This is a genomic window from Microbacterium gallinarum (assembly GCF_014837165.1).
Classification (GTDB): domain Bacteria; phylum Actinomycetota; class Actinomycetes; order Actinomycetales; family Microbacteriaceae; genus Microbacterium; species Microbacterium gallinarum.
Window position 1 is genome coordinate 191,333 of sequence record NZ_JACSPM010000002.1, and the last position, 23,056, is coordinate 214,388.

At 71.1% G+C, this 23,056-nt stretch carries 25 protein-coding genes; 12 read left to right on the forward strand and 13 right to left on the reverse strand.

What is annotated here, in order from left to right; all coding sequences use genetic code 11:
* Positions 1-5 precede the first annotated feature (5 nt).
* Positions 6-2,777 carry a helix-turn-helix transcriptional regulator gene (locus H9622_RS07800; protein ID WP_191765828.1) on the forward strand — a complete coding sequence of 924 codons (2,772 nt, stop codon included), beginning with the start codon at positions 6-8 and terminating at the stop codon, positions 2,775-2,777.
* A 100-nt stretch (positions 2,778-2,877) separates the two neighbouring features.
* Here the strand turns inward: H9622_RS07800 and H9622_RS07805 are convergent, their stop codons facing one another.
* From H9622_RS07805 to H9622_RS07815, 3 genes are read right to left on the reverse strand one after another with little or no spacing between them, the layout of a single operon-like run.
* Complete coding sequence (locus tag H9622_RS07805; protein ID WP_191765829.1) at positions 2,878-3,975, reverse strand: DNA glycosylase AlkZ-like family protein; 1,098 nt, start codon at positions 3,973-3,975, stop codon at positions 2,878-2,880.
* Entirely contained in the window at positions 3,975-4,325 is a 351-nt protein-coding gene (locus tag H9622_RS07810; protein ID WP_191765830.1) for a DUF2200 domain-containing protein, read from the reverse strand. The genes H9622_RS07805 and H9622_RS07810 overlap by 1 nt, the downstream gene beginning before the upstream one ends.
* Positions 4,326-4,347: 22 nt before the next feature.
* On the reverse strand, positions 4,348-5,097 hold the full coding sequence (locus H9622_RS07815; RefSeq protein WP_191765831.1) for an NUDIX hydrolase: 750 nt from the start codon (positions 5,095-5,097) through the stop codon (positions 4,348-4,350).
* A 176-nt stretch (positions 5,098-5,273) separates the two neighbouring features.
* Here H9622_RS07815 and H9622_RS07820 point away from each other — a divergent pair, with 176 nt between their 5' ends.
* Positions 5,274-6,269, forward strand: a complete 996-nt coding sequence (locus H9622_RS07820; protein WP_191765832.1) for an aggregation-promoting factor C-terminal-like domain-containing protein — start codon at positions 5,274-5,276, stop codon at positions 6,267-6,269.
* A gap of 66 nt (positions 6,270-6,335) precedes the next feature.
* On the opposite strand, the gene H9622_RS07825 is transcribed toward H9622_RS07820, so the two are convergent.
* Positions 6,336-6,836: a GNAT family N-acetyltransferase gene (locus H9622_RS07825; RefSeq protein WP_191765833.1), complete on the reverse strand. Its 501-nt coding sequence runs from the start codon at positions 6,834-6,836 to the stop codon at positions 6,336-6,338.
* Between the two features lie 131 nt (positions 6,837-6,967).
* Between H9622_RS07825 and H9622_RS07830 the strand changes: the two genes are divergently transcribed.
* The gene (locus H9622_RS07830; RefSeq protein WP_191765834.1) at positions 6,968-8,239 is read left to right on the forward strand and encodes an HNH endonuclease signature motif containing protein; all 1,272 of its coding nucleotides are present in this window, start codon (positions 6,968-6,970) and stop codon (positions 8,237-8,239) included.
* Between the two features lie 241 nt (positions 8,240-8,480).
* Here H9622_RS07830 and H9622_RS07835 read toward each other — a convergent pair whose 3' ends face one another.
* Together H9622_RS07835 and H9622_RS07840 are read right to left on the reverse strand one after the other, a co-directional pair.
* The gene (locus H9622_RS07835) at positions 8,481-8,798 is read right to left on the reverse strand and encodes a hypothetical protein (RefSeq protein ID WP_191765835.1); all 318 of its coding nucleotides are present in this window, start codon (positions 8,796-8,798) and stop codon (positions 8,481-8,483) included.
* 40 nt (positions 8,799-8,838) lie between these two features.
* Positions 8,839-9,660 (reverse strand): SDR family NAD(P)-dependent oxidoreductase, encoded by an 822-nt coding sequence (locus H9622_RS07840; protein WP_191765836.1) that lies wholly within the window; start codon positions 9,658-9,660, stop codon positions 8,839-8,841.
* Between the two features lie 105 nt (positions 9,661-9,765).
* Between H9622_RS07840 and H9622_RS07845 the strand changes: the two genes are divergently transcribed.
* Positions 9,766-9,915: a hypothetical protein gene (locus H9622_RS07845; protein WP_191765837.1), complete on the forward strand. Its 150-nt coding sequence runs from the start codon at positions 9,766-9,768 to the stop codon at positions 9,913-9,915.
* A gap of 125 nt (positions 9,916-10,040) precedes the next feature.
* Positions 10,041-10,508 carry a peptide-methionine (R)-S-oxide reductase MsrB gene (msrB, locus tag H9622_RS07850; protein WP_191765838.1) on the forward strand — a complete coding sequence of 156 codons (468 nt, stop codon included), beginning with the start codon at positions 10,041-10,043 and terminating at the stop codon, positions 10,506-10,508.
* Positions 10,509-10,574: 66 nt separating this feature from the next.
* Here the strand turns inward: msrB and H9622_RS07855 are convergent, their stop codons facing one another.
* Entirely contained in the window at positions 10,575-11,534 is a 960-nt protein-coding gene (locus H9622_RS07855; RefSeq protein ID WP_191765839.1) for an NAD(P)-dependent alcohol dehydrogenase, read from the reverse strand.
* Between the two features lie 195 nt (positions 11,535-11,729).
* Here H9622_RS07855 and msrA point away from each other — a divergent pair, with 195 nt between their 5' ends.
* Positions 11,730-12,284 (forward strand): peptide-methionine (S)-S-oxide reductase MsrA, encoded by a 555-nt coding sequence (gene msrA, locus H9622_RS07860; protein ID WP_191765840.1) that lies wholly within the window; start codon positions 11,730-11,732, stop codon positions 12,282-12,284.
* Positions 12,285-12,351: 67 nt separating this feature from the next.
* Here msrA and H9622_RS07865 read toward each other — a convergent pair whose 3' ends face one another.
* A complete protein-coding gene (locus H9622_RS07865) occupies positions 12,352-12,960 on the reverse strand; it encodes a dihydrofolate reductase family protein (protein ID WP_191765841.1) in 609 nt (202 codons plus the stop codon).
* Positions 12,961-13,034: 74 nt separating this feature from the next.
* Here H9622_RS07865 and H9622_RS07870 point away from each other — a divergent pair, with 74 nt between their 5' ends.
* Genes H9622_RS07870 through H9622_RS07885 form a run of 3 tightly spaced genes read left to right on the forward strand, consistent with a single transcriptional unit; the run spans position 13,035 to position 14,865 of the window.
* Entirely contained in the window at positions 13,035-13,556 is a 522-nt protein-coding gene (locus H9622_RS07870; RefSeq protein WP_191765842.1) for a winged helix-turn-helix transcriptional regulator, read from the forward strand.
* Between the two features lie 49 nt (positions 13,557-13,605).
* Positions 13,606-14,184 (forward strand): DUF2510 domain-containing protein, encoded by a 579-nt coding sequence (locus H9622_RS15820; RefSeq protein ID WP_225221829.1) that lies wholly within the window; start codon positions 13,606-13,608, stop codon positions 14,182-14,184.
* A gap of 60 nt (positions 14,185-14,244) precedes the next feature.
* A complete protein-coding gene (locus H9622_RS07885) occupies positions 14,245-14,865 on the forward strand; it encodes an LON peptidase substrate-binding domain-containing protein (protein WP_191765843.1) in 621 nt (206 codons plus the stop codon).
* A gap of 39 nt (positions 14,866-14,904) precedes the next feature.
* Here the strand turns inward: H9622_RS07885 and H9622_RS07890 are convergent, their stop codons facing one another.
* The 4 genes from H9622_RS07890 to H9622_RS07905 all read right to left on the reverse strand — a co-directional run bounded on the left by H9622_RS07890 (position 14,905) and on the right by H9622_RS07905 (position 19,037).
* Positions 14,905-15,483, reverse strand: a complete 579-nt coding sequence (locus tag H9622_RS07890) for a hypothetical protein (protein WP_191765844.1) — start codon at positions 15,481-15,483, stop codon at positions 14,905-14,907.
* A gap of 18 nt (positions 15,484-15,501) precedes the next feature.
* The gene (locus H9622_RS07895) at positions 15,502-16,647 is read right to left on the reverse strand and encodes a zinc-dependent alcohol dehydrogenase (RefSeq protein WP_191765845.1); all 1,146 of its coding nucleotides are present in this window, start codon (positions 16,645-16,647) and stop codon (positions 15,502-15,504) included.
* 94 nt (positions 16,648-16,741) lie between these two features.
* A complete protein-coding gene (locus tag H9622_RS07900) occupies positions 16,742-18,415 on the reverse strand; it encodes an ABC1 kinase family protein (protein WP_191765846.1) in 1,674 nt (557 codons plus the stop codon).
* Positions 18,416-18,467: 52 nt separating this feature from the next.
* The gene (locus H9622_RS07905) at positions 18,468-19,037 is read right to left on the reverse strand and encodes a PadR family transcriptional regulator (protein WP_191765847.1); all 570 of its coding nucleotides are present in this window, start codon (positions 19,035-19,037) and stop codon (positions 18,468-18,470) included.
* A gap of 385 nt (positions 19,038-19,422) precedes the next feature.
* Here H9622_RS07905 and H9622_RS07910 point away from each other — a divergent pair, with 385 nt between their 5' ends.
* Positions 19,423-19,626, forward strand: coding sequence for a cold-shock protein (locus H9622_RS07910; protein ID WP_055967130.1), 204 nt, complete (start codon positions 19,423-19,425; stop codon positions 19,624-19,626).
* Positions 19,627-19,730: 104 nt separating this feature from the next.
* Complete coding sequence (locus tag H9622_RS07915) at positions 19,731-20,810, forward strand: DNA polymerase IV (protein WP_191765848.1); 1,080 nt, start codon at positions 19,731-19,733, stop codon at positions 20,808-20,810.
* A gap of 84 nt (positions 20,811-20,894) precedes the next feature.
* On the opposite strand, the gene H9622_RS07920 is transcribed toward H9622_RS07915, so the two are convergent.
* Positions 20,895-22,496 (reverse strand): molybdopterin-dependent oxidoreductase, encoded by a 1,602-nt coding sequence (locus H9622_RS07920; RefSeq protein WP_191765849.1) that lies wholly within the window; start codon positions 22,494-22,496, stop codon positions 20,895-20,897.
* Positions 22,497-22,640: 144 nt separating this feature from the next.
* Between H9622_RS07920 and H9622_RS07925 the strand changes: the two genes are divergently transcribed.
* A complete protein-coding gene (locus H9622_RS07925; protein ID WP_191765850.1) occupies positions 22,641-23,054 on the forward strand; it encodes a gamma-glutamylcyclotransferase family protein in 414 nt (137 codons plus the stop codon).
* The last annotated feature ends 2 nt before the right edge of the window (positions 23,055-23,056 follow it).

Below are 23,056 nucleotides of genomic sequence, written 5' to 3' on the forward strand. Positions count from 1 at the left end.
GGGGCATGCTGGTGGGTCGGCAGGCCGAGCAGCAGGCGCTGGACAGGCTCGTGGCGGCCGCGCGCCTGGGGACGAGCGGCGTGCTCGCGATCTGCGGCGAGGCGGGCGTCGGCAAGACCGCCCTCCTCGACGACGCCGTCTCGCGGCTGACCGAGACGCGCGTGCTGCGCGCGACCGGCCACGAATCCGAGCGCGAGGTCCCCTACGCCGCGCTGCTGCAGCTGCTGCGTCCGGCGCTGGGCTCACTCGGCGGCATCCCGCCGCGGCAGGCCGATGCACTCGCGGGCGCGCTCGCACTGCCCCGCGGCGACCACGGCGCGGAGGATGAGGCCGACCCTGATCGGGGGGACGCGAGCGACCGCTTCGCCGTCGGAGCCGCGGTGCTGAGCCTGCTGTGCCGCTATGCGGAGGACGGTCCCGTCGCCGCGGTCGTCGATGACCTGCATCTCGTCGACCCGGCCTCGGCGAATGCGCTCGTGTTCGCCGCGCGCCGGCTCGCCGCCGACCCGGTCGTGGTGCTCTTCGGCGTGCGCTCCCCCGAAGGCGATGACGTCGTCGCCGGCCTCCCCGCGCTGCGCGTCGGAGGACTCGACCTCGCCGCCGCGCAGCAGCTGCTGCGGACGGCGGACGGCCCGCGCATCACCGAGGAGCAGCTCGGACGGCTGCACCGTGCGACGGCTGGCAATCCGCTCGCCCTGCTCGAGCTCCACACCGCCGACACCGACGTCGTCGAGAGCGTCGACGCAGGCCTGCCGCTGCGGGTGCCCCGGGCGGTGACGCGTGCGTTCGGCCGGCAGTTGGCGGAGCTGGATGCCGAGCCCCGCATGGTCCTGCTCGTCGCCGCGGTGTGCGGCGCCGATCTCCGGCTCATCACCGCCGCGTGCGCCCGGCTCGGCGTCGACGCGTCCTTGCTCGGAGAGTCGGAGGATCGCGGATTCATCGTGCTGCGGGCCGGACGCGTCGAGTTCCGGCACCCTCTGCTGCGCGCCGCCGTGTACTCCGAGGCGTCCGCGCAGGATCGCCACGCGGCGCACCGCGCCGCGGCTGCGGCCACCCCGGAGGGCGATGCCGACCGCCGCGCGTGGCATCTGGCGGAGGCGACCTGGCACCCCGACGCTGAGGTCGCCGGGCTGCTGGCGGCAGCAGGCGGAAACGCCGTGTCGCGCGGCGCCCACGGCGTCGCCTCCCGCGCGTTCGAGCGCGCGGCGCAGCTCTCGCCGAGCGAGGACGAGCGCGCCGCCCTGCTGCTCCGCGCGGCCGACACGGCCTGGTCGGCCGGCGACGGCGGCCGGGCGATCGGTCTGCTCGACGAACGGATCCGGGACGGCCGGGCGACCGGGGGCGGGGATGACCTCGGGCTCCGTGCCGCCATCGCGGCGCGCACGGGATCGCTGCGCGCGGCGCTGGAACTGCTGATGGCGGCCGCGGACCGGCAGCGCTCGCCAGACGAGGCGCTCGTCTCGCTGGCCGACGCCGTGCACGCGACCTTCTACCTGGGCGACGCCCGCACCGCAGCGGCACTCGCCGATCGCATCGCAGGTCTGCTGCCGGCGGCGACGACCCCGACGTCCCGAGCACTGGGGCTGATGGCGTCCGGCATGGCACGGACGCTCGCCGGACGCGGCGGCGCGGACGACATCCGCGCGGCGGTGCCGCTGCTCGAGTCGGACGCGGAGCTGCGACGCGATCCGCGGCGGCTCGCCTGGCTGATGCTCGCTCCGCTGTACCTGCGCGACGCGTCCAGCGGCGCACGGCTGCGCGCACTCGTCGACGAGGTGCGGGGCTCCGCCGACGTCGGCGTGCTCCCTGTCGTGCTCTTCCACGTGGCGGTCGACGAGGCCACGACCGGCGCGGCCTGGGCGAGAGCCGAAGCGGACTACGCGGAGTCGATCCGCCTCGCGTCGGAGACCGGGCAGGACACCGAGCGCGCGATGTCGCTGGCGGGTCTCACTCGACTGGACGCCCGGGCCGGGCGGGCCGACGCGTGCCGCGCGCACGGCGAGGAGGCCAACACGCTGTGCGCTGCGCGCGACATCCACGTCGGCGAGGTGTGGGTCGCGCACGCGCTCGGTGATCTGGAGCTGTCGCTCGGGAATGCGGCAGGGGCGACGGAGCGGTTCGAGGGACTCATGACGCTGCTCGGCGAGCTGGATCTCGACGACGCCGACCTCTCCCCCGCGCCCGAGCTCACCGACGCCCTGCTGCGGATCGGCCGCCGTGACAGCGCCCTGGCCGTCGCGGCGGGGTTCCACGCGCAGGCGGCGGCGAAGGGACAGCCGTGGGCGCGGGCGAGGGCCGACCGTGCCCGAGGGCTCGCCGCCGGCGAGGACTTCGAGTCCTGGTTCGAGTCCGCGCTGGAGTGGCACGCGCAGACGCTCGACCGGTTCGAGGACGCACGCACGCGCCTGGCCTACGGGTCGCGGCTGCGGCGGGCCGGTCGTCGGGTGGACGCCCGGCCACCGCTGCGCGACGCGTTCGACACGTTCGCGGAACTCGGCGCGGTGCTGTGGCGCGACCACGCCGCCGTCGAGCTGACAGCGACCGGTGTCCATGTGCGCGCACCCGGCGAGGATGCGACGCGCGACCTCACGCCCCAGGAACTGCAGGTGTGTCTCCTGCTCGCCGACGGACGGACGACGCGTGAGGCGGCGGCCGCACTGTTTCTCAGTCCCAAGACGATCGAGTACCACCTCCGCAAGGTCTACGCCAAGCTCGGCATCGGCTCACGCGCAGAGCTGGCCGCGGCACTGGCTGGGCACGCCTCGCCGCACGCATGACGGTCGCGGCATCCCGGCGGTCGCGGCATCCGGCGCACCCGTCCCTGTCCCGATCCAGACCCCGCGACGTCACCGCGGGCGCCGCCCACCCGTTGCGCGCTCAGCGCTCGGGCACACCGGTGACCGGCAGTCCGAGCCACTCCCCCAGCTCGTCGAGCTCCGCCCGCACCATGTCGTGCTCCTCGGTCTCGAACGGGAGGAATTCGTGGATCGCGTTGACCTGCAGCACGCCGTTCTTCCTGTCGGCCTCGGCATCCAGCATCCCGACGAATCGATCGCCCATCAGGATCGGATGCGCGAAGTATCCGTATCGGCGCTGCGCGGCGGGCTTGAACTGCTCGAGCACGTAGTCGAACTCGAATACCTCGCTCAGGCGCGGGCGGTCGGACAGCATGCTGTCGTACGGGTTGAGGAACGCGACGCGTCCGCCGTCGTCGTCGCCGTCGTCGTCGAGGGCGGCGAGCGCTGCCGGGTCCACGCGGAACCGCCACTTGCTGCCCTCGACGGTCACGGGTTCGCCGGCCATCTCGATGAGCGACCACGGCGACTTCTGCTTGGCGAGCCCGGCCGCCTGCAGACGGCGCTCGGCGAGCAGCTCCGCCGCCTCACCCTCGCTGTACTCGGGCATGCCGGCCGGGTAGACACGCTCGGCGAGGTCCCAGCGGCGGTGCCTGCCGTCGCGTCCGACGATGGCCACCTCGCCCTGCCGGGTGAGGAAGTCGAGCATGTGGGGCACCTGGTTGCGCCCGTACCAGCCGTCGGGAGCGCGATCCACCTGGGCGGTGTCGGGGATGTCGCTCGTGAACAGCGGCCCCTCGGCGCGCAGGCGCGCGAGGACGTCGGCCCGGAAGGTCGCGTTCGCGTCGAGCCATTGCCGGCTGCTCTCGCGCCGCGGCCACGAGCGCATGGCGGGCAGCATGAGCGGCAGCAGGCTGAGCGGGCGGAACGCGCCGTCGAACTCGAACAGCAGCCGATCGAGCTCGACCGCCTTCTGCAGCTGACCCGCCTCGTAGGACCATCCGATGCGCGACCACAGCACGGTGTGCTCGCACGGCGTGATCACCGCAGTCGGGTCGATCTTGATGTAGCCGAGCTGTTCCGCGACCTCGACGACATCTCCTGGCCGATCGGCGTCGAGGAGCTGCGCGCGCACGATGATGCGGCGCGCTTCATCTTTCGTGAGGACGCGGGCGGTCATCACGCCACCGGTTGCCGCAGGATCTTCTCCATCGCCTTGCCGCGTGCCAGCTCGTCGACGAGCTTGTCGAGGTAGCGGATCTGCTGCATGAGCGGCTCGTCGATCTCTTCGACGCGCATGCCGCAGATGACGCCGGTGATGCGCGAGGCGGCCGGGTTCATGCGCGCGGCCGCGAAGAACTCGTCCAGCGGGGTGCCGGCGTCGATGTGACCGCGCAGTTCGGACTCGTCGAAGCCCGTGAGCCATTCGATGATCTCGTCGAGTTCGGCGGTCGTCCGCCCCTTCCGCTCGACCTTCGCGACGTAGAGCGGATAGAGCTTGGCGAAGCTCAGACCGTAGATCCGATGCACGTGGGCCAGCGTAGACCCCGCGTCAGGACGCCGCTTCGGATTCGTCGAATCCCGGGCCGGTGAGCGGCAGCTCGCGGTTCCGATCCCACGGCTCGGTCCAGCCGAGGCGGTCGAAGAGCCCCTCGAGCACCATGCCCGTGAAGCCCCACACGAGGTGGTGCCCGTCGGCGTGCGGCACGAGGAAGCCCGGTCCGCGCCACACCTGGCCGTCGCGGCGGATGACGGTGGAGCCGCGGTTGGCCGGGTCGAGCAGGTCGGCGACGGGGGCACGGAAGACCGCGGAGGATTCGGCCTCGTCGACCACCCGGATGGGTGAGGGATGCCGCCACCAGCCCAGCACGGGCGTCACGAGGTGCTGCGAGTACGCGAGCGGGATGTCCTCGAGGGCGCCGAGCACCTCGACGCCGGCGGGGTCGATGCCGGTCTCTTCCCGCGCCTCGCGGAGGGCGGCGGCGATGGGCCCGTCGTCGGCCGGATCGACGCGACCGCCGGGGAACGCGACCTGGCCGGCGTGCGAGCGGAGCGTCGATGCGCGGGAGAGGAGCAGCACGTCGAGGTCGCGCGAGACGGCCCGCGCATCGGCGTCGTGATCGCTGAGGTGACCGTCGAGGATCCCGAACAGGATGAGCACCGCCGCGGGGCGCGCATCGCGCGTCGCTGCAAGCCCGGCGAACTGCCGAAACCCCTGATGACCGGGCCCGGAGGCGGCGACGTCTGCGACCAGTGCGGCCAGCTGCGAGCGGGCGCTTCCAGGGGTCGACTCGGCAGGCATTCGTCCAGGTTAGCCGCGCCCTGCGACCCTCCGTCGGCCGGGGGCCTCCCATGTAACGTTCAGGTAACGCACCGGAACCGTCCAGGGTGCCTGGGCAGACTCGGGGACTTGTGTCCGCCCGAACGGACCCTTCGCGTCGCGCTGTCGACGCTTCTGCCCCATACGAAACCGGTTTCATGCGTTCGATCACGTCAGCCCATTCAGCCCGCCGCAACAGCCGCGCCGCCGCGCGACGCCTCCGCCGCCGACCCGTTCTGGCCGTCGCCGGCCTGTCGCTCGGCATGATCGTCGCGGCGGGGATGACCGTGACGACGCCGACCAGCCTGGCCGAGGCATCCGGCTCGACTCCCTCGTTCGCGCTCGCCTCGTTCACCGCGCCGCAGCCGCTGGCCGCCGCGCCGTCTCCCGCTGAGGCCGAGGCGCTGTCCGCTGCGCGGGCGACCGTCGAGTCGGCGGATGCCTCGATCGCCGCGGCATCGCAGGTGACGACCGACATCACAGCCTCGAAGCTCGACATCGGAGACGCCGAGACCACCGTCGACACCGTCGAGCTCGCGGCAGCGGTCGAGCGTCTCGAAGGCGCCAAGGCGCTCCCGACGCTGATGCTGCCCTCGATCATCGAGGACGTCACCGTCCTGGCCGACGCCGTCGACGAGCGCGTCGCCGAACTGCGCGGCAAGCTCGACGCCGCCAAGGCGCTCAAGGCCAAGCAGGAGGCCGAGGCGAAGGCCAAGGCCGAGGCTGCGGCGAAGGCGGCCGCCGAGGCAGCCGCTGCCCGGGCCGCCGAGCAGGCGCAGTCGCAGTCCCCGTCTCAGCCGTCCGCTCCGGCCCCGGTGTTCGCCACCGGCGGTGCCGTCGGCGGCACCAGCCCGGCCGATGCGCAGGCGACCGCCCGCTCGATGCTCAGCCGCTACGGCTGGGGCGACGACCAGTTCGGCTGCCTCGTCTCACTGTGGAACAAGGAGTCCGGCTGGAACTACCGCGCGTACAACGCGAGCAGCGGCGCATTCGGGATCCCCCAGGCCCTGCCCGGAAGCAAGATGGGCAGCGCCGGCGCCGACTGGCAGACCAACCCCGCCACCCAGATCGCGTGGGGTCTCGGCTACATCTCGGGTCGCTACGGCACCCCGTGCGGCGCGTGGGGTCACTCGCAGTCGGTCGGCTGGTACTGATCCAGCGCGGCACGATCTGACGCCATCCGCCCTCTCCTCCCCAGCCGGGACGGAGGGGGCGGAGTGCTATACGGACATGCTGAGGACGATCCGGCGGGCACGGCCCTCGGGGTGATCGTCGTCGACGCGACGCATCCCGATCTTCTCGGCGACCCGCTCGGATGCGCGGTTGTCGGGGTGGACGATGGCGATCAGCTCCCGCACGTCGATGTGCTCGACTGCGAGGTCGCGGCACGCTGCGGCGGCCTCCGTGGCGATCCCGCGGCCCTGCCAGGCCGGGGTGACGTGGTATCCCACTTCGAGCTTGCTCGCGCCGTTCACCTCCTGCCACGTGAGGCCGCAGTCCCCGACGAACCCACCCTCGTGCGACTCGATGATCCACAGCCCGTAGCCGTGCTCGGCGTAGTTCCGCTGGTTCCACGCGATCCACGCCGCGGCCTCTTCGGGGGTCTTCGGCGCGGGGTAGAACCGCATGACCTCGGGGTCGCCCAGCAGTCCTGCCATCGCCTCGAGGTCCGTCGGCGCCATCTGGCGGAAGCGAAGTCTCGCCGTGTCACGGGGAAGCACCCCAGCACGATAACGGACGCGCCGGCGCCACGACGGAGGCTACTCGTAGCCTTGCATAGTTTCGATGCTCACTGCGTTCTGGGCGAGCAGTCTATCGTTCGAATGTCCGAGGGTACCGGTAGTTTCAGGGCATGGACGACGACGCGGGTTGGGAGGGAGCCCCGATCCCGGACGCGCTCGACCGTGTCGTCGAGGTCGCCGACATGATGGCGGTCTTCGCGGCGCAGCGGCTGCTGCAAGTCAACGCGATGCGCCGCGAGGCGCTCGAAGACGCCGCCGTGCATGGGCGCGCATTGACCGACGTGATCGAGCGCGGGGTTCGCCTCGAACTCGCCGCCGGCCTGCGCATCACGGAGCACGCCGCCGGCGAGATGATCGCGCAGGCAGCGGCACTCGTGGAGCGCTATCCGGAAGTGCTCGATTCCCTCGGCGGCGCTCGGATGACCGAGCGGCACGCCGAGATCCTCGTCGACCTCATGGAAGAGGTCGAACCGGAACTGCGGGGCGACCTCGTGCCGCAGGCGATTCGACTCGCCGAGCATCACCCGGTCGGCTCCTTCCGCCGCAAGCTGCGGCGCCTGATAGACACCGTCCGCTCGGTCACGCTGGCCGAACGACACGAGGAGGCTCTCGCGCGTCGTCGGGTCGTCGTCGAACCCGCAGAGGATGCGATGGCGTGGCTGCATGCCTACCTTCCGGCCGTCGAGGCGCAGGCGATCTTCGGGCGCACGACCGCTATGGCGAAGGCGATGATCACGAACGAGGAGGAGACGCGCACGCTCGATCAGGTGCGCGCCGACGTGCTGTGCGACCTCCTCATCGACGGCGACACCGCGTCGCTCGACCGCGGTGCGCGGGGGATCCGCGCGAGCGTGGTCGTGACCGTGCCCGTCCTGGCGCTGCTCGCAGCCGACGACCGCGAGCGAGACGATGCCGGCCTCGCTCCGGCATCGGTCGAGGGCGTCGGACCGATCCCGCTCGACCGCGCGCGTGAACTGTGCGGCGGTGACGGTGGCTGGATGCGCATCCTCACCCACCCCGAGACCGGTGCCGTGCTGTCGGTCGGCCGCGAGCTGTATCGGCCTCCCGCGGCGCTGGCGATGCTGGTGAAGTGGCGCGCCGACCGCTGCATGGCTCCCGGGTGCGGAATGCCGGCGTCAAGGTGCGAGATCGACCACACGCTGGCGTGGACCGACGGTGGCACGACCGGGCTCGACAACCTCGCCCCGATCTGCCGCGGGCATCATCGGGTCAAACATCACGGCAACTGGCAGGTGAGACAAGTGCCCGACAGCGGGGGCACTCTCGAGTGGACGTCCCCCGCGGGGCGAGAATACACGGTGAAGCCTGAGCGCCGGTATCCGATGTTCCATCCTTCGGCGGCTGCCGACGCCCCCTTCTGAGCCCGGTGACCGGAGGGCCCGCGCCTGTCAGAGCGACGGCGGCTTCGAACGACGGTCACCTCCGCGACCCTCAGCGCACGCGGTCAGCCGCGATCCTCCTCGTCGTGCCCCACGGCGTGAGTCCACAGGTCGTGCAGCCGCGCGTTGGCGTCGCGCGGCACCCGGTTGCCCGAGCGGAACTGGAACCGCCAGGCGATCTGGGCACGACGACCTCGAGCAGTTCGCGCGGGATGCGGTCGGCCTAGATCACCAGCGAGTCGAACGCCACATCGACGAAGCTCGCCCGACGGCGCGGGTCGGCGAAGTGCACGTCCTCGTAGGTGTCGGTGAGCACCGTGCCGTGGCCGATGATCCCGTACGACCCACCCTGGCGCAGCAGCCAGGCATCCGTCCCGGGCGCGACGGTACGGCGCGCTCCGACCGACCACTGGGTGACGAACGGCTCACCGCTCGCGACGACCGCCATGACGGCGGCGTACGATCCCGGCCATTCGTCCCACAGGCTAGGGTTCCAGCCCATGATGAGGCCTTCGCCGATCGGGCCCGGGGTCGCTCCCATGCGCCGACCCTACCTACGCGCCCAGCGGCAGGCGCCCCCTTTACAACCCCGTCATCGCCGCACTCTCATCCCACAGCCGCTTCGCGAGCGCGGGGTCGTCCGCCGCCGCCGCCGTGCGCCGGATGCGGTTCTTCGCGTAGTACGCGCCCGGTTGCCAGTCGACGCCGGGCTTGCCGAGCGCGAGCCACGTGAGCCGAGAGGCGCCGACGTCGTTGGAATCGAGCAGCGGCTTCGTCAGGCGACTCGTGTAGAACCAGCGGTAGACCCCGCGTGACGTGCCGCCGAACGCGCTGCCGATGAATCCGGGATGGAACGCCACCGCCTGGATGCCCTGCTCGCCGAACCGGCGGTGCAGCTCCTTCGTGAACAGCAGGTTCTCGAGCTTGGAGTTCCCGTACGCCGCGCCGGCCGAGTAACGGCGCTCGCCCTGGAGGTCGTCGATGTCGAAGCGTGCGAACGTGCGCGACGCCTCGCTCGCCGTCTGGATCACCGACGCCCCACTCTCGCGGAGCCGGTCGAGCAGCAGGTTCGTGAGCAGGAACCCGGCGAGGTGGTTCATCTGGAACGTCTGCTCGAACCCGTCGACGGTGAGGCGGCGTCGCCCCATGATGCCGCCGGCGTTGTTGGCCAGCACGCCGATCCGCGGGTACCGCTCGAGCAGGGTCGCGGCGAGCGCGCGTACCTGTTCGAGCTCGGCGAAGTCGGCGACGTGTCCGTCGACGCCGAGCGATCCTGCGACGGCCCGGGTCTTCTCCGGACTGCGGCCGACGACGACCACGCGCTCGCCCGCCTCGTGCAGCTGCCGGGCGGCGGCGGCGCCGATCCCGTCGCTGGCCCCGGTGATGACGATGGTGCGTGGCACGTGGCCTCCTCGGTCGTCCGTTCAGGCTAGTCCCGTGCTGCGGTGTGCCCGCCTGACCGGGTCAACCCCCTTCACAGCGCTGTGCGGGTCGCGTCGGATGGAGTCATGACGGATGCCAGCCTGCCGCCCGACGAACCCGGCCCCGAGCCCGACACGACCGACGCCGCCGAGGCGGATGACATCGATGACGAGCTCGATGCCGAGGACGCCCCGGCGATGATCGAGGAGGACCGGGTCGAGGAGACTCCGGCCTGACGACCCAGTCGAGCGCCTTCGCCGAACTCCTAGCCCGCTCCCAGGTTCACGGGACCAAACCGGCCGCCGCCGCGGTTCTTCTCAGTGACGCCGCAGCCAGCGACGCCGTAGCGAAGGGAACACCCATGAGCGCCGATGACTATCGCAAGACCCCCGAGGCCCTGACCGGCCTCACCGACACGCAGTACCGCGTGACGCAGAGCGACGCGACCGAGCCGCCGTTCCGCAACGCCTATTGGAACAACCACGATCCCGGCATCTACGTCGACGTGGTCTCGGGTCAGCCGCTGTTCTCGTCGACCGACAAGTACGACAGCGGAACCGGCTGGCCGAGCTTCACGCGGCCCATCGAGCCCGATGCCGTGACGACGAAGACCGACCGCTCGCTGTGGATGACGCGCACCGAGGCCAGATCCTCCGGCGCCGACAGCCACCTCGGCCACGTCTTCGACGACGGACCGCGGGATGCCGGTGGCCTGCGGTACTGCATGAATTCAGCCGCACTCCGGTTCATCCCGGTGGCTGAGCTCGCCGCGCAGGGTTATGCGGAGTACCTGCACCTGTTCGAGGAGGCGCAGGACCCGAACGCCTGACGGACACCGATGCCGCACGCGAAGCCCGGCAGCCCTGCGCGGCCGGGCTTCGCCGCCCGACGAACCTCACTCGCTCCCGACCAGCACGACGACCTTGCCCTTCGCGTGGCCTTCGCCGTGCCAGGCGAGCGCCTCGCCGACCTCCTCGAGCGGGAACCTCCGATCGATGTGGATGTCGATCCTTCCCTCAGCACAGAGGTCTGCCACAGGCGTGAACCCGGCCGGCCCCTGCCGTACGAGGAGCAGTCCGAGGTGCCGCCCCGTGAGTCGCCCGAGCAGCGGGCCGACCGTGACCATGCGCAGCACGGTGCGGCTGGTCCCGCCGACGACGACGCAGCGGCCGCCCGCGGCGAGAGCCCGCCGGTAGGCGAAGATCGAGCGACGGGCGACCAGGTCGACGATGAGGTCGTACGGCCCCGTGCGCGTGAAGTCGGTCTGCCGGTAGTCGATGACCTCGTCCGCCCCGAGGGCGCGTAAGAAGTCGCGCTTGCCCGCGTTGTCGACAGCGGTGACGTGCACTCCGGCGGACTTCGCCAGCTGCACCATGAACGACCCCGAGCCGCCGCCGGCCCCGTTCACCAGCATCCGCGATCCCCGGGCGGCGAGCGCCGCGGCCTGCGACGCGATCGCGCCCGCCTGCGGGATCGTGGCGGCCTGTGCGAAAGACAGCCCGGCCGGTTTCGGTGAGAGCGCGCTCTCGGGCGCCACGCAGTACTCGGCGAAGCCGCCCATCAGCGCGAGGTTGTCGCCGAACACGGCGTCACCGATTGCGAACCGCGTCACGCCCTCGCCGACCGCGACGACTCTGCCCGCGATGTCGGAGCCCAGCACGGTGCGTTTCGGCCGGAACAGGCCGCCGATGCGCGCATACCCCGGACTTCCCCGCAGGCCCTCCCAGTCCGAGAGGTTGATCGACGTCGCGACCACCTCGACGAGCACCTGCCCGGTCGACGGCATCGGGCGCGGGACGTCCCGCAGCTCGAGCCGCTCGGGTCCGCCATATCGCTCGTACACCACCGCCCGCATCCGCTCACTCTAGGGACCTGGGCACCCACGCTGCGACCCTGCGAGCCGGCGGAACTCACGGCCCGCTCCCAGGCTGGCGGGACCAAAACGCACCGCGTGTCCGTTGTCCCTCTATGACGCCGCAGCCAGCCGCGTCCGTCGGATCCCTGAGACACTGGTCTCCGGGCCACGAACCACTCCACGAAGGAGCTTCACATGACCAGCGGACCTTTCGACACCGGAGAGATCACGCGCATTTCGGGCACCGAGACCGCCGTCCTCGCGGGCGGCTGTTTCTGGGGCATGGAGGACCTCATCCGCCGCCAGCCGGGCGTGCTCGACACCCGCGTCGGCTACACCGGCGGCGAGAACGCCCACGCGACCTACCGCAAGCACCCCGGACACGCCGAGGCCGTGGAGATCGTCTTCGACCCGACCCAGACGTCGTACCGCGACATCCTGGCGTTCTTCTTCCAGATCCACGACCCGTCCACCCTGAACCGCCAGGGCAACGACATCGGCACGAGTTATCGCTCGGCGATCTTCCCCCTCTCGCCCGAGCAGGAGCGCGTCGCCCGCGAGACCATCGCCGACGTCGACGCGTCGGGCCTGTGGCCCGGCAAGGCCGTCACCACGATCGAGCCGGCTGGCCCGTTCTGGGAGGCCGAGCCGGAGCACCAGGACTATCTGATCACCTACCCGAACGGGTACACGTGCCACTTCCCGCGCGCCGGGTGGGTACTGCCCAAGCGCGCCGACGCGACGGCGTAAAGAGCGAAGAACAGCGGATGCCGCGGCCCCAACGGGTCGCGGCATCCGCTGTTCTCATGATCCGGTGTCAGCCGGCGCCGGTGCGCAGGACGCGATAGCGAACATGAGTCGCCAGTGAGACCGGCCGCGCCGAGATCTGCTCGAGCGCGACGTCGGACAGCCCCTCGAGAGGGCGCAACCCCTCACCCAGGATGGACGGCGAGATCTGCAGCATGAGTTCGTCGACGAGCCCGGCTCGAAGGTACTGGTTCAGCGTGCTCACCCCGCCCGCGATGTGGATCGTGCGATCGCCTGCCGCGTCGCGCGCGCGGTCGAGCGCCGCCTCGATCCCGTCGGTGACGAAATGGAACGTCGTGCCGCCCTCCATCTCGATGGAGTCGTGCGGATAGTGCGTGAGCACGAAGACGGGGGCGTGGTACGGCGGGTTCGGCCCCCACCAGCCGCGCCAGTCACGATCCCACTCACCGCGCACCGGACCGAACATGTTTCGCCCCATGACGTACGCCCCCGCGGACACGATGTCGTCGATCTCGGCGCGGCTCTCTTCCGGTGTCTCGAACATCCAACGGTGCAGCGCGCCCTCGGGGACATCGCCGAACGGGCGCTCCTCGGTCTGATTGCGCCCGGCGCCCACGCCGTCGAGCGAGATGGACATGGTTCCGATGACAGGTTGCATGGCGACCTCCAACTGATTGCGATCTGCAACTGGTGCCTCACCTTAGACCCGTCTGGTTGTAGAGTGCAAGCAGTATGGCCGACATGCAGCGCTCCGGATGCCCGATCAACCTCACGGTGGAGGTGATCGGCGACAAGTGGTCGCTGCTCGTGCTCCGCGACATGATGTTCGGCAACCGTCGGCACTTCCGCGAACTGCTCACCGGGTCGGAAGAGGGCATCGCGTCGAACATCCTCGCCGACCGGCTGCAACGGCTCACCGACGCCGGCCTCGTGACGCGAGCGCCCGACCCGACCCACAAGCAGAAGGTCGTGTACTCGCTCACCGAGCCCGCGATCCAGCTCGTCCCGGTCATGGCGGCTCTCGGCTCGTGGGGCCGCCGTCACCGCCCCGCGTCGCGCGAGCTGTCCATCCGCGCCGAGCTTCTCGAGCGCGGCGGCAGCGAGATGTGGGATGCCTTCATGGACGAGCTGCGCGTGCAGCACCTGGACGCCACCCCGAAGCCCGGAGCGCGCTCGGTGCTCGATGAGCTGACGGCCGCGTACCTCGCCGAAGTGGAGGCGGCGCGCAGCGCTGAACCCTCAGCACCACACTGACGTGGTCGACGGCCTCGCAGCTGTCCCGCGAGCGCCGTACGCTCGACGCATGGCGACGCAGGCGGAGCCGGGCTGGTACGACGACGGCACCGGAAGACAGCGCTGGTGGGACGGCACGAGGTGGACCGCGCACTTCATCGACCTGGGAGAGCGCGACATCGAGCTGCACACCGACGCGCCACCGCCGGTGAGCACCGCGTCCGCCCCCGGCTGGTACGACGACGGCCGCGGGCGCCTGCGCTGGTGGGACGGCACGCGCTGGACGGATGCCGCGCGGTTCAGCGGCGAGGAGGAGACGCTCGCGGGCGTCACAGTCGACGGACGCTGGATGCACTTCGCCTCGTCGAGTCAGCCGATCGCGGGCGCGAGCGCCTCGTGCGTCGCGGGTGCCGAGCTGCTCAAGCGCGGCACTCTCGCCGCCCCCGCCACCGCGCGCACGCTGCTCGGCCCGTTCGGCCCCATCACGCCCCGCCTGCTGAAGCGCGCCATCGCACCCACCGCGCTGTACCTGGTCGTCCAGGTCGCCGGTGAGGTCTGGCTCGCGACCGTCCCGGCCGGGCAGGAGGCGGCTGCCGGCCGCTTCGCGACCTGGATCAACACCGTCTCGGACCACTACCGCTACCGCTGAGCCGACGACGACCGTGGCTCTTCCGGCCCCCGCTCTTCCGCGCGGTGGTTGACTGTTGCGATGGACGCGGTTCCGATGTTCCCGCTCGGGTCGGTGCTCTTCCCGCACACACCGCTCGTGCTGCGCATCTTCGAGCCGCGCTACCTGATCATGCTCGGCCGGCTGCTCGACGAGGAAGACCCCCACTTCGGCGTCGTCCTCATCGCCCGGGGCCATGAGGCCGGCGGCGGCGACCAGCGCAACACGATCGGGACCATGGCGCGGATCGCCCAGGTTCAGGTCGGCGCAGATGACCTTCACCTCATCGCCGTCGGAGCGGATCGGTTCGCCGTCGACCGCTGGCTCGACGAGGATCCGCACCCTGCGGCCGATGTGACGCCGCTCCCGCGGCTGACGTGGAACGACGAGCTCGGCCCGCTCCGCACCGAGGCGGAGCGAGTCGTGCGGCGCGTCCTCGGGCGTGCGGCGGACCGAGGGGACACCCGGTGGCAGCCCGACGTCGAGCTCTCCGACGACCCGATCGAGTCGGTGTGGCAGCTGGCGGCCATCGCGCCGCTGGGCGACTTCGACCGCTACCGCCTCCTGCAATCGACCACTGCGGGCGGCCTGCTGCGCGAGACCATCGACCTGACGCTCGACATCGAGCCCCTGTTCACCGCCCCGATGGACCCGGACGTCTAGCGCCGCCCGAAGCCACCGGCTTTTCGCCGTCGCCTCGCGTCACCTGCTCCCGGCGAGGAGGCGCGCGACGAGCCTGGCGACGCCGAACACGGCCCACGCCCCCAGCAGCCACGGCCCGACCACGATCAGCGGGTCGAGCCAGGCGTGCTTCATGTCGATCCGTCCGGGACGGGTCCTCGACGAGATCGGACGGCGCCCGCGTTCGCCGAGGATGCCCGACTGCGTCACCGGATCGTCCGGTCGAGCAGTGAGGAACGAGCGGAGGTGCGCGCCCACGGCCTCGACGCGGTCTCCGGCCAGGAGCAGCAACCAGTGCGCTGCCTGTCCCTCGCTGTAGCGGTCGTAGGCGTAGCGGCGGATCACCCCCGACACGCCTCGCAACGGCTGGGCGGTGCCGAAGACCGGGGTGAGCCGCTCGTGCTCGACCGACTTCTCACGCTCGCCTCCCCACTGCTGCTGCTCGGGCAGCGTCCAGTGCGCGCCGGTCGGGATCCCCGGCTGCTCCCGCGGGAACGCGGGGCGGTCCTCCGGATCGACGTCGGCACCCCAGCCGGGGATGCGGGCTCGAAGGGCCTCGGGATCGTGGAGGCCGCCGGGCCTCGGTGCGGTGTACGGCATGGCCGTCCCCTCTGTCTCTCAGGAAGCCGGAACGATGACCGGCTTGATGATGTCGTCGAGCTTCGCCGAGAACACGTGGTACGCCTCGGCGATCTCGTCGAGCGGGAAGCGGTGGGTGATGAGGTCGCTCGGCTTCACGTAGCCGGCGCGGATGTGGTCGAACAGGCGCGACCACTGGCGCTTCACGGGCGCCTGATTCATGCGCAGAGTGAGGCCCTTGTTCATCGCGTCCCCGAATTTCACCGCGCTGAACATCGGTCCGTACGCACCCATGACCGACACCGTTCCGCCCTTGCGCACCGAGTCGATCGCCCAGTTGAGCGCAACGGGCGACCCACCCTGCAGCTTGAGCTTCGCCGACGTCACGTGCTGGAGGACGTGGCCGTCGGCTTCGGCGCCCACGGCATCGATGGCGACATCGGCGCCGAGCCCGTCGGTGAGGAACTTCAGATCGCGCACGATGTCGCCGACCTGCCCGAAGTTGACCGTCTCGGCATACGCGAAGTCCTCGGCCTTGCGCAGCCGGTAATCGAGGTGGTCGACCACGATGACGCGACCGGCGCCCATCAGCCAGCAGGACCGCGCCGCGGCGAGTCCGACCGGACCCGCTCCGAACACCACGGCGGTGTCGCCCTCCTCGATGTCGGCGATCTGCGCACCGAAGTAGCCGGTGGAGAACGCGTCGGTGAGCAGCAGCGCGTCCTCGTCCGTGATGTCGTCGGGGATGACGGTGGGTCCCACGTCCGCGAAGGGCACGCGTACGAACTCCGCCTGACCCCCGTCGTACCCACCGGTCGAATGGGAGTAGCCGTAGATGCCGCCGATCGCCGTCGCGTTCGGGTTGACGTTGTGGCAGTTCGAGTAGAGCCCGCGTGCGCAGAAGAAGCACGATCCGCAGTAGATGTTGAAGGGGACGAGGACCCGGTCGCCCACGGCGAGGCTCTGCACCGACCCGCCTATCTCGACGACGGTCCCCACGAACTCATGCCCGAAAGTGTGGCCGATTCTCGTGTCCGGCATCATTCCGTGGTACAGGTGGAGGTCCGATCCGCAGATGGCGGCGAGCTCCACCCTCACGATCGCATCGTTCGGATGCTCGATCACCGGATCGGGTTTGCTGTCCACGCGGAGCTTGTATGGTCCGCGATAGGTCATGGCCTTCATGCGCTGCCTCCGAAGTCGTGAGAGGCCACCCTCCCCCGCGTCGGCGATCCTGCCGAGGGGGTTGCGCAGGCGCGACCGACCTGGCAGACGGCGCCTATCGACGCCCGAAGCCCGAGAACACGGCGTGCAGCAGCGGCAGCACCGACACGACCATCAGCGTCGTCCCCGCAACCGGCTCGTCGGGTCGCAGCACCGCGCCGCCGATGAACAGGCCGGCGAAGAGCACGGCGGACACGGCGCGGCGCACCACCCGTTCCAGCGCGCGCATCCGCTGCTCCACTTTGGGCGACTCAGCCGTCAGCCGCCCCTCCTCCAGCCGGGTCACCATGTCGTCCAGCCGCCGCGGAAGCCGCGCGGCGATGCCCGCCACCGTGACCGCCTCGCGCGCGAAGCCCTGCACGACGTTCCCGCGCTCGTCGCGCACCAGCTGTGCGGCGTAGGGCTCGACGGCATCCCACATGTTGAAATCCGGTTCGAGCGAGCTGCACACCCCAGAGGTGAGCGAGACTGCGCGCACGATCAGCAGGAAGTTCTCGGGCAGCTGGAACGGGAGCGAGCGGATGACGTCGCCGAACTCGGTTGCGAACGCCTGGAACTCGCGGGGATCCACCTTCTGCAGCTCAGCGAAGCCCATTCCGCCGAACCGGGCGAACAGCGCCGTCATCGCCCGTTCGAGTTCTGCCGTGTCGGCGGACGGCAGCAGCACGCCGACATCGCGGATGCTGTCGATCAGCTGCGTGCCGTTGCGCGACGCCACCGCGATCATGACGGCCTGCAGGTCGCGCCTCAGCCGGTCGGGCACCTCGCCCATCATCCCGAAGTCGACGAAGGTCAGCTGCCACGGCCGCTCGCCGCCGGGCGTCGGGGTGACGAAGAGGTTGCCCGGGTGAGGATCCGCATGGAAGTAGCCGTCGCGGAAGAGCTGATCGAACATGACGGTCGCGAACTCGGCGGCGACCTCGGCGGGATCGATGCCGGCGGCGCGCAGTCCGTCGAGATCGATGATCTTGACGGCCGTCACGTCTTCGAGCGTCAGCACTCGCCGCGTGGTGCGCTCCCACGCGATCTCGGGGACGCGGACGCGCGGGTCGTCGGCGAAGTTCTCGGCGAACCGGGCGGCGTTGCGCGACTCGTGGAAGTAGTCGATCTCCTCCAGGCTCGTCGCCGCGAACTCCTCGATGAGCACCGGCAGATCGACGTGGGCGGCGACCACCTTCACGCGATCGAGCCAGCCGGCGACCCGCCGCAGCGCCGCCAGATCGACGTCGACGATCTTCTCGATGCCGGGCCGCTGCACCTTGACGACAACGTCGACGAACCCGGCGTCGGCCGCATCTGCAGGCGACAGCCGCCCGCGGTGCGCTTGACCGAGGGATGCCGCGGCCACCGGCACCGGATCGATCGACGCGAACACGGACTCGAGCGGAGCACCCAGCTCCGCCTCGGCGAGAGCCCGGATCGCGGCGAAGTCGACCGGCGGCACCTCGTCCTGCAGACCCTCGAGCTCCTTCGTGATCTCCGGGGGCAGCACGTCGAGGCGCGACGACATGAACTGGCCGACCTTGATCATGAGGCCGCCGAGCGACACCGCGAGAGCGTGGAAACGACGGGCGAGCCGCTGCAGCCGCGCAGCGCGGCCGCGGGCCGCCAGCCGCGAGAGGCCGATCCGGGGCAGGAAGAGCTCGAACCACCAGGCCTGCACCATGTAGCGGGCGGCGAAGCGCAGGATGCGCCGATACCGGGCGCGCGAAGTGCCGGCGTCGGCCATCGGGGCTCCCTGAATCGGGATCGAGCCGGGCCGACGGTCTGTCGGCATCCGGTCAGTCCTGGGCGAGGATCGAGTAGAGCTTACGCCGGGCCTCGTCGAGCACCTCGACGGCCTGCTGCACCTGCTCGGGCGATCCGCTCGTCGCCACCTGGGCTGCCGTCTGGGCGAGCTTCGCCCCGGCCTTCGGCAGCACCGTCGCGCGCGCGGCATCCCGCCTGCTCGAACTCTCCCACGGCGGGGACGTGCCCTCGGCCGCAGCGGCCTCGGCGCGCCCGGCCTCCGTCAGCGAGTACGTCTTCTTGCCGTTCGCTTCCTCGGCGGTGATGAGGCCCTCGTCGGCGAGCAGCTGCAACGTTGGGTACACCGAGCCGGGGCTGGGCTTCCAGGTGCCGCCGCTGCGCTCCTCGATCTCGTAGATGATCTGGTAGCCGTGCATCGGACGCTCGGACAGCACGGCGAGCACCGCAGTGCGGACATCCCCGCGACCCATGCGCGGACCGACGCGCTGCTCGAACATCTCGCGCAGCTGATCCATGGCATCGAACAGGCCACCGCCCGGGCGGGGTCCGCCCTGGCCGTGGTCGCGCGGACCGAACCAATCTCCCGTGAACGAATCGCTCATGACGACCTCCTTGGAATGGCGTCACCGATATACCGGCGATAGTCAACGATATATCGCCGAGCGGAAGGAAACCACCCCCGGCACCGGTTCGACGGACGCGCGAGGGGCGACGGTCAGGCTCAGGGGATCAGGCGTGCTAGTGTGAGACGCCCACTCGGGTCAAGCGTCGTTTTCCACTCTGCCTCACTGCGCAGCAGCAACAGCCTGACGCCCGGACCGACCCCGTCGTCCGATGGCCTCCCCGTCCGCGAGCATCCACCGCTCGCCTCACCACTTGCTCCCCACTTCGGTCGAGAGCGACCCACCACCCATACGTCCGCACCGAACACGTTGGCGCGGCACACCGGTCGCCTCTGGCGGCCCGCAGAATAGAAGGAAAGACACGATGGCCACTGGCACCGTGAAATGGTTCAACTCCGAAAAGGGCTTCGGCTTCATCGCTCCCGATGACGGCGGCGCCGACCTGTTCGCGCACTTCAGCGCGATCACCGGCGAGGGCTACAAGGAGCTCCGCGAAGACCAGAAGGTCGAGTTCGAGGCGGAGCGCGGCCCCAAGGGCATGCAGGCCGCCAACATCCGCCCGCTCTGATCCCACCGGTCCGCCGGGGCGCGTGACGCGTCCCGGCCGGCCAGGCGGACCCGGATCTACTTCGGGCTCGCCGAACGTCGCACGTGCGCGCCACACTGGAGCGCATGAGCGACCCGCCCCACCCGTGGGTGCTGCACGTCGACCTCGACCAGTTCATCGCTGCGGTCGAGGTGCTGCGGCGACCCGAACTCGCCGGCAAGCCGGTCATCGTCGGCGGCCGGGGCGATCCCACCGAGCGCGCCGTGGTCTCCACCGCGTCCTATGAGGCGCGAGAGTTCGGAGTGGGCTCCGGCATGCCGCTGCGCATCGCCGCTCGCAAAGTCCCCGACGCGATCATCCTGCCCGTCGACGCTCCCGCCTACACCGCTGCATCCGACGAGGTCATGGCCACCCTGCGCGCGCAACCCGGCGCCGTCGTGCAGGTGCTCGGCTGGGATGAAGCCTTCGTCGGCGTCACTACCGACGACCCCGAGGCGTACGCGCGTGACATCCAGCGCGCCGTGCTCGAGCGCACGTCACTGCACTGCAGCGTCGGCATCGGCGACACCCTCGTGCGCGCCAAGAACGCCACCGACTTCGGCAAGCCACGCGGAACGTTCCGCCTCACCGCCGACAACTGGCTCGAGGTGATGGGCCATCGCCCCACGATCGAGCTCTGGGGCGTCGGCAGGAAGATCTCCGCTCGGCTCGCGGCGCACGGCATCGCCACGGTCGACGACCTCGCACGCGCCGATGAAACCGTGCTCGCCGCGGAGTTCGGCCCCAAGATGGGGCCGTGGTACCGGCAGCTCGGACGCGGCGACGGCTCAGCCGTCGTCGACGACACGCCCTGGGTGGCGCGCGGTCATGGCCGTGAGGTCACCTTCCAGCAGGACATCGTCGAGCCCGGCGAGATCGGGAACGCCGCCCGCGAACTGGCGGCGCAGGTGCTCGAAGACGTCGTCGCGGAGGGCCGCCCCGTGGTGGGTGTGGGCCTGAAGGTGCGCTACGCGCCGTTTCTCACCAAGACGTTCGTGCACAAGGTCCCGACGACGTTCGACAGGGCCACCGTGGTGGCCGAGATCCTCCGGCTCGTCGAGCGCATCGAGCCCGGTCGCCCGCTGCGACTGCTCGGCGTGCGCGCCGAGATGGAGATGCCCGACGAAGCGAGGAAGGGACACACCCCCACCCGCAGCGGATGGTGAGCGCCGCGCACCGCGGAGCACCGCCCTGCGGACGCAAGCTCGCACCGCCGGGCACCGTCCTGCCGGCGCAGCCGCGTCCGCGCGCTACTCGGCGCGGACGAGGGTGCGCTGCCAGCCCGACGACCCATCGGGAGCGATGGGGGCACGCTCCTCGACCTGCAGCTGCCCGGCGCGATCGACGGCACGGACCACGATGTCGTGGTTGCCGGGCGCGGCGTCCCACTCGAGGAACCACTGCACCCAGGTGTCGTCGTTGACGGCGGACGACAGGGTCGCGGCCTGCCAGTCCCCGCCGTCGATCTTGACCTCGACGCGCTCGATGCCCACGGTCTGCGCCCAGGCGACACCCGCGAGCACCACGGCGCCGGCGGCGACGGGCTGCCCGGTGCGCGGGGTGTCGAGGCGCGACGAGAACTTGATCGGCGCTCGGGCGCTGTAGCCGCGCGGCGTCCAGTACGCCTCGTCGGCGGCGAAGGTCGTGACCTTCAGCTCGGTCAGCCACTTCGTCGCCGACACATACCCGTAGAGCCCGGGCACCACCATGCGCACCGGAAAGCCGTGTTCGAGCGGCAGGGGCTCGCCGTTCATCCCGACCGCGAGGATCGCGTCACGCGCGTCGTCGGTCAGCGCCTCGAGCGGCGTGCTCGCCGTGAACCCGTCGACGCTGCGCGACAGCACCATGTCGGCCCCGGCGCGCGGAGCGGCCAGCGCCAGCACGTCCCGCACCGGCACCCCGAGCCATTTCGCCGTGCCGAGCAGGTCACCGCCGACCTCGTTCGAGACGCACGTGAGCGTGATCGAGTACTCGTCGAGGCCCATGGCGACGAGGTCGTCGAAGCTCAGCTCGACCGGCTCGTCCACGAGACCGCCGACCCGCAGGCGCCATGTCGCAGGATCGATCGCAGGAACCGTCAGCGCGGTGTCGACGCGGTAGAAGTCGTCGTTCGGCGTGTACAGCGGCGTCAGGCCGGGTATGTCGAACTCCGCGCCGTCGGGCACGGCCACCCTCGTCCGCGGCTCGGGCAGCCGCAGCGCCCGGCGCACTGCCGCGATCGAGGTGACGGCGACGTTCGCCGCGCGTGCCGCGATCCCGATGACCACCGCGCTGGCTCCGGCGACCCCCACGATCTGGAAGAAGCGCCGACGGTCGAGCTTCGGGGACCGGGCCGCCGCGGCCCCGCCGTCCGGTGGTGCGTCTTCGGCCGGGCCGCGCTGCCCGTGTGCCGCCGCGTCCGCCCAGCGACGCAGGCGTCGCACGGCGAGCACCAACACGGCAGCTCCCGCGCCCGCACCGAGCAGCGGCGGCAGCCAAGCCCAGGCGGAGGCCCCTTCGCGCGTGACGATGGCCGCGATCGACAGGGCGGCCGCGATCCCGAGCGCGACCACGCCGAGCGGCGGGCGGAGGAACTGCAGCACACCGGCGACAGCTGCGGCGATGACGACGGCGAGCCCCAGCCCGACGAGGAGCGCGATCTTGTCGTACGCGCCGAACGTCGAGATGGCGAGCTCCTTCAGCGGCTGCGGCACCACGTCGATCACGAATGAGCCGACCGCCAGGATCGGGCTGCTCTCCCGTGCGACCACCAGCGCCGCGACCTCGGCGACGGCCAGGAACACGCCCGCGCTCACGACACCGGCGAGCGCGCTCAGCGCCATGAATCCCGCGGCACGACCTCGGTCCGACATGGCCACTCCTCCCCGGGAGATCCCCGACGTGCTTGTTCGGGGCGGCGACCCCGACGGATTGCGGCGGGCCTGCGACGGGGCCTGCGCGGTGCCTACACGGAACCGCGGGGCGCGGCATCCGCTCATCTGACTACGGTGGATGCCGTGACCTTCCCGCCGCCCGCCGTGCCGCTCTTCGTCTACGGCAGCCTGCGACCGGGGATGGCGCTGTGGGAGGCGATCCGCGCACACGTCATCCGATCGCGTCCGGCCACGCTGCGCGGGCGCCTGTTCTGGGATGCCGGCGGCGAATGGCCCGTGCTCGTGCTCGGCGACGACGGCGCCGGACTCGTGCGCGGCGAGCTGCTGTCGCTGCAGCCGGGCGACGAGGTCAATCGGGTGATCGTCGACGAGGAGCTGCTCTACGGGTACGACGCCCGCTGGCTGCCGGTCGCGACCGACGAGGGCGAGCTCGACGCGCTCGTGCTGGTGTGGAACCGCCCCGATGGACTCGGGCCGGAGATCGCGCACGGCGACTTCGTGCGTGCGACCGCCGAGCGGGCAGCAGCCCAGACCTGACG